At 73.7% G+C, this 4,173-nt stretch carries 5 protein-coding genes; 2 read left to right on the top strand and 3 right to left on the bottom strand.

Features of this window, described 5'->3' with window-relative positions:
• Both VXC91_RS42970 and VXC91_RS42965 read right to left on the bottom strand, forming a co-directional pair.
• The coding region (locus tag VXC91_RS42970) for a hypothetical protein (RefSeq protein WP_329512785.1) at positions 1-184 on the bottom strand (184 nt) is incomplete at its 3' end.
• 236 nt (positions 185-420) lie between these two features.
• A complete protein-coding gene (locus VXC91_RS42965) occupies positions 421-1,059 on the bottom strand; it encodes an NAD(P)-dependent oxidoreductase (RefSeq protein ID WP_329512784.1) in 639 nt (212 codons plus the stop codon).
• A 104-nt stretch (positions 1,060-1,163) separates the two neighbouring features.
• On the opposite strand from VXC91_RS42965, the gene VXC91_RS42960 reads away from it, so the two are divergent.
• Positions 1,164-1,640, top strand: coding sequence for a hypothetical protein (locus VXC91_RS42960; RefSeq protein ID WP_329512783.1), 477 nt, complete (start codon positions 1,164-1,166; stop codon positions 1,638-1,640).
• 315 nt (positions 1,641-1,955) lie between these two features.
• Positions 1,956-2,855: a hypothetical protein gene (locus VXC91_RS42955; protein WP_329512782.1), complete on the top strand. Its 900-nt coding sequence runs from the start codon at positions 1,956-1,958 to the stop codon at positions 2,853-2,855.
• Here VXC91_RS42955 and VXC91_RS42950 read toward each other — a convergent pair.
• Positions 2,770-4,110: an aminotransferase-like domain-containing protein gene (locus VXC91_RS42950; protein ID WP_329512781.1), complete on the bottom strand. Its 1,341-nt coding sequence runs from the start codon at positions 4,108-4,110 to the stop codon at positions 2,770-2,772. The genes VXC91_RS42955 and VXC91_RS42950 overlap by 86 nt on opposite strands.
• Positions 4,111-4,173: the final 63 nt, after the last annotated feature.

The raw sequence follows: 4,173 nt of genomic DNA, 5'->3' as shown, positions 1-4,173 counted from the left end.
GCGACAACGCGGCGAGGTGCCGTGCCGCGCGTCGCGAGCCGGTGAACCTTTCCGGTCGCCGCACTAGCAGCACGAGCGGTACCCAGGCGACGCTGCGTCCGGCCACTCGCAGGAACCGGTGTTCCGCGGGCCGGGCGCCGGGGCCGGGGAGCCGATGGGTCGTACCGGCGGATCCGGCGGGCACTGCCGGGATGTGTCGATCGCCTTCCGGGCCGCCGGATCCGTCGCGGGGCGGCGCCCCTGGTGCCGCTGAGTCGTCCGAGGGCGCGGTCCCGAGAACGGCGGCTCCGGGGGCGCGGCGGGGGCGCGGAAAGCCGGGAGGCCGCGCCTTCGGCGGGGTGCGGCAGGGTCCTGCTTCCCCGGGCTCCTCTCCGGTCGGTGGTGGGGTGGTCGCCTGGCGGGCACCGGCGCTGCCGTCCCTCAGTAGGCCACGGACATGCGTGCGCGCGGATGCGTGTCCTGCTCCAGTTCGTCGACGAACGCGACCGCGAAGTCCTCGGCGCTGATCCGGCTGTTGCCGTACGCGTCCGTGAGCAGCCGGTCGTCGTTCGACCGGAAGCGGCCCGTGCGCTCGCCCGGGGCGATCTCGGCGGCGGGGGAGATGTACGTCCAGTCCAGATCGTCGACCGTGCGGTAGTACTCCAGGACCGCACGGTGGGCGAGCGCCTCGGGCAGCACCTCCTTCGGGAATCCCGGCTGGTCGCACAGCTGCTGTCCGGGGGCCACCTCCAGGCTTCCCGCGCCGCCGACCACGACCAACCGCCGTACTCCGGCGTCGCGCGCGCCCTGCACGAGGGAGCTGTTCAGGGCGAGGAACGGCCCCTTCGGGTCCGAGCCGTCCCGCGGCGGTGCACAGGCGTTCGCCACCGCGTCCGCCCCCGCCACCAGCGCGGAGACCTTCGCCACGTCCGAGGCGTCCGCGGCGGCGGCGGCGGTCACCCCGGGCACGGGGGACCGGCCGGAGCGGCTCACGGCCGTGACCCGGTGCCCGCGCTGCGTCGCCTCCGCGGCGATCCGGCTGCCGACCATTCCCGTCGCCCCGAACAGCACGATCTTCATGAGGCCCAGCGAAACACGACCCTGCGGACCACGCATCCCGACTTGCCGGGCGCCCCCGCCAGGTGTGCTCTGGAAGGCGGGGGCGAGGAGAGAGGAGCGTTCCCATGGCTCATGCGGCACCCGTGCCGGGGGCATCGCACGCACCCGCCACAAGGCCCCGCGGAACCGTCGCGACCCGCCGCCCGCCCGAGATACTCGAGCCGCGCATGCACGCGGTCGCGCGGATCGCGGGGCCCATCGTCATCGGACTCGTGTACGGATACTGGGCCGCGGCGATCCGGCGCGACGCCGGTCCGATCACCGGCTGGAACGTGCTGTTCGGCTTCGTGTGCGTGATCGTGTTCGCGGCGCTGTGCATCGGCCTGCTGCGGATAACGCCGCACCTGCCCCGCGGACCGCACGCGCTGACGTGGGCGGTGTTCGCGGGTGTCGCGTTCGGCTTCCTGTACAGCCAGACCGGCCACAGCGTGCTGCGCAGCATCGGCATCTCGCTCGCGGTCGCCGTGGCCACGTTCGTGTTCGACTACTACCGCTACTACGTGCACCAGGAGCCGTTGGAGGAGCACTGGGTGGTCCGCTGACCTTCCGGTCGGCCCCGCCTTCCGGCGCACGAGACCCCGGCCGTCGGCCCACGTCGACGCCGGGGCCTCGTGCGTCTCCCTCACTCACCCGTCTCCCGGGAGTGGGTCCCGGGAGCGGTCGAGGAGCCCGAGCCGTCTCTCTCCTCACCACCAGGTAACACCCGTTCGGGTGAACCCTCCACCGGAGGACAACGTCCGGGGAGCAGTCCCGGGTCCGTCGGCTGCCACGACACCACCCGCCCATCGGATCGTCATATACACCCATTTGCAGGCAAACAGCTCGCCGATTGCTCGCGGACGCGGTTCGCTGGTGGCGTGTCTCGACGTGCCCGGAGCGTGCTCTCCGCCGTGCTGGTCGGCCTCGCGTGCCTGCTCGCGCCGCTGGGCCTGCTCGCCGCGTGGGCGAAGTACGGCATCGAGGACAGCACCCGGTACGCCGCCACGACCGCGCCGCTCGCCTCCGACGCCCAGGTCCGGGACGCCATCGCCGCCGCCGTCACCGACGGCATCATGCGCGAGGTGCACGTCGGCACGCCCTTGGAGGGCTCGGTGCACGCCTTCGTCCACGACGCGGTCCGCTCGTTCACCGCCACCGAGGCCTTCCGCACCGCCTGGGACACCGCGAACCTCACCGCTCACGACGCCGTGCTGCAGGCCCTGCGCGACGACGGAAGCAGCCCCGTGACCATCGACCTCGCCCCCGCCACCGAGCGCATGAAGCGGCAACTCGTGGACGAGCACGTACCGTTCGCGGGCCGCATCCCGATCGCGCACACGGAGATCACCCTGCTGCAGTCGGAGGACCTGACCAAGTTCCGGAAGGGGTTCCGCGTGCTCGAAGTGACCGGTTTCTGGATGCCCGTCGCCGCGGTCGTCTTCGCCGTGAGCGGGATGCTGGTGTCGGTGTGCCGCCGCCGGGCGGTGCTGGCGACGGGGCTCGGCACGGCGCTGGGCGCGGCACTGCTCGCCGTCGCGATCGCGGTGGGCCGCCGGATGACGCTGCGGGACCTCCCCCCGGGCGTCTCGCAGCCGGCGGCGGGCGCGGTCTACGACGCGCTCACCGAGACACTGCGCACGGCAGCCTGGGTGCTGATGGCGCTCGGCCTCACGGTCGCCCTGGTCGCATGGCTCACGGGGGTGTGCGCGCGACGTCGGCGAGCGTCCTCAGAGCCCTCGCAAGCTCCGTCGGAGGAGCCGACGCGAGTCCGAGCCTGACACAGCCCGCGGCGGCGCTTTCCGCTCCGCCCCCACCCGCGGCGAAGGCGGGTCCCGGAGTCACCGCGATCCCCCGGTCGGCCGCGGCCGCCACGAACGGGTCCGCGCGCCACGGCCGCGGCAGCTCCCACCACGCGAAGTACGCCCGTGGATCGGCCCGTACGGCGAAGCCGTCGAGGTGCTCCACGACCAGCCGCCCGCGTTCCCGTGCGTCCGCCTGTTTGACCGTGACGAGCCGTTCGACGGTCCCGTCCCCGATCCACCGCACCGCCGCCTCCAGCGCGAACCGTCCCGCCGTCCATCCGCCCGACCTGAGCGCCTCCGCGACCTGATCGCCGCGCCCCTCGGGCACGACGAGGAACCCCACGGTGAGCCCCGGCGCCACCCGCTTGGACAGCCCGTCGACGACGTAGGTGCGCTCGGGGGCGTATGCCGCGAGAGGCCTTCCGCCCTCCCGACCGCACAGGAACGCCCAGATGCGGTCCTCGACGACCGGCAGCCCCAAGCTCCTGAGGGCGTCGGCCAGTTGCCGCCTCCGTTCCTCCCCCGTCGTCGCGGATGTGGGATTGTGCAGCGTCGGCTGGACATACAGCGCGGACAGCGGCGTGGAGCGGTGAGCGGCGGCGAGCGCGTCCGGGCGCAGGCCCTGCTCGTCCATGGCGAGCGGGACGAGGACGATGCCCAGGCGCGACGCGATCTCCTTGACCAGCGGATACGTCAGCCGTTCGACGCCGACGCGGCCGCCGGGCGGTACCACGGCGGCGAGGGCACCCGCGATGGCCTGCCGTGCGTTGCCGGCGAACAGCAGCCGCTCCGGGTCCGGGTGCCAGCCACCGGTCGCCAGAAGCCCGGCGACTGCCTCACGCGCGGCAGGCGTCCCCGTGGCGGGCGCCGTGCGGGTCGCCTCGGCGAGGACGTCCGGCCGCAGCAGCGACGCGAGCCCGGCCGCGAGCAGCTCCGACTGCCCCGGCACGGAAGGGTAGTTGAGCTCCAGGTTGACGGGCGCCGTCGTCGCGGGTTCGGCGAGCGCGCGGCCCGTCGGCACCCGGGCGGCCCGGACGAAGGTGCCCCGCCCGACCTCGCCGACGACGAGGCCGCGCCGCACGAGTTCGCCGTACACCCGCGCCGCGGTGGACGCCGCCATCCCGTGCCGGCGCGCGAACACCCGCTGCGGCGGCAGCCGTTGAGCGGGCCGCAGCCGTCCCGTGGCTATGTCGGCGGCGATCCGGTCGGCGATGCGCCGGTAGTCCTCCACGAGGCCCCCTTAGATTGCACCGAGAGCAAAGATCTTATTGCACCGAGGAGTTGGCGACCCTAG

The organism is Streptomyces chiangmaiensis (genome assembly GCF_036281785.1).
GTDB classification, from domain to species: domain Bacteria; phylum Actinomycetota; class Actinomycetes; order Streptomycetales; family Streptomycetaceae; genus Streptomyces; species Streptomyces chiangmaiensis.
This window is presented reverse-complemented; position numbering and strand designations above follow the sequence as displayed.

Bases quoted from the DNA above. Each gene is read 5' to 3' on its own strand.
- VXC91_RS42965 (WP_329512784.1), bottom strand. From the start codon at position 1,059: ATGAAGATCGTGCTGTTCGGGGCGACGGGAATGGTCGGCAGCCGGATC.
- VXC91_RS42960 (WP_329512783.1), top strand. From the start codon at position 1,164: ATGGCTCATGCGGCACCCGTGCCGGGGGCATCGCACGCACCCGCCACA.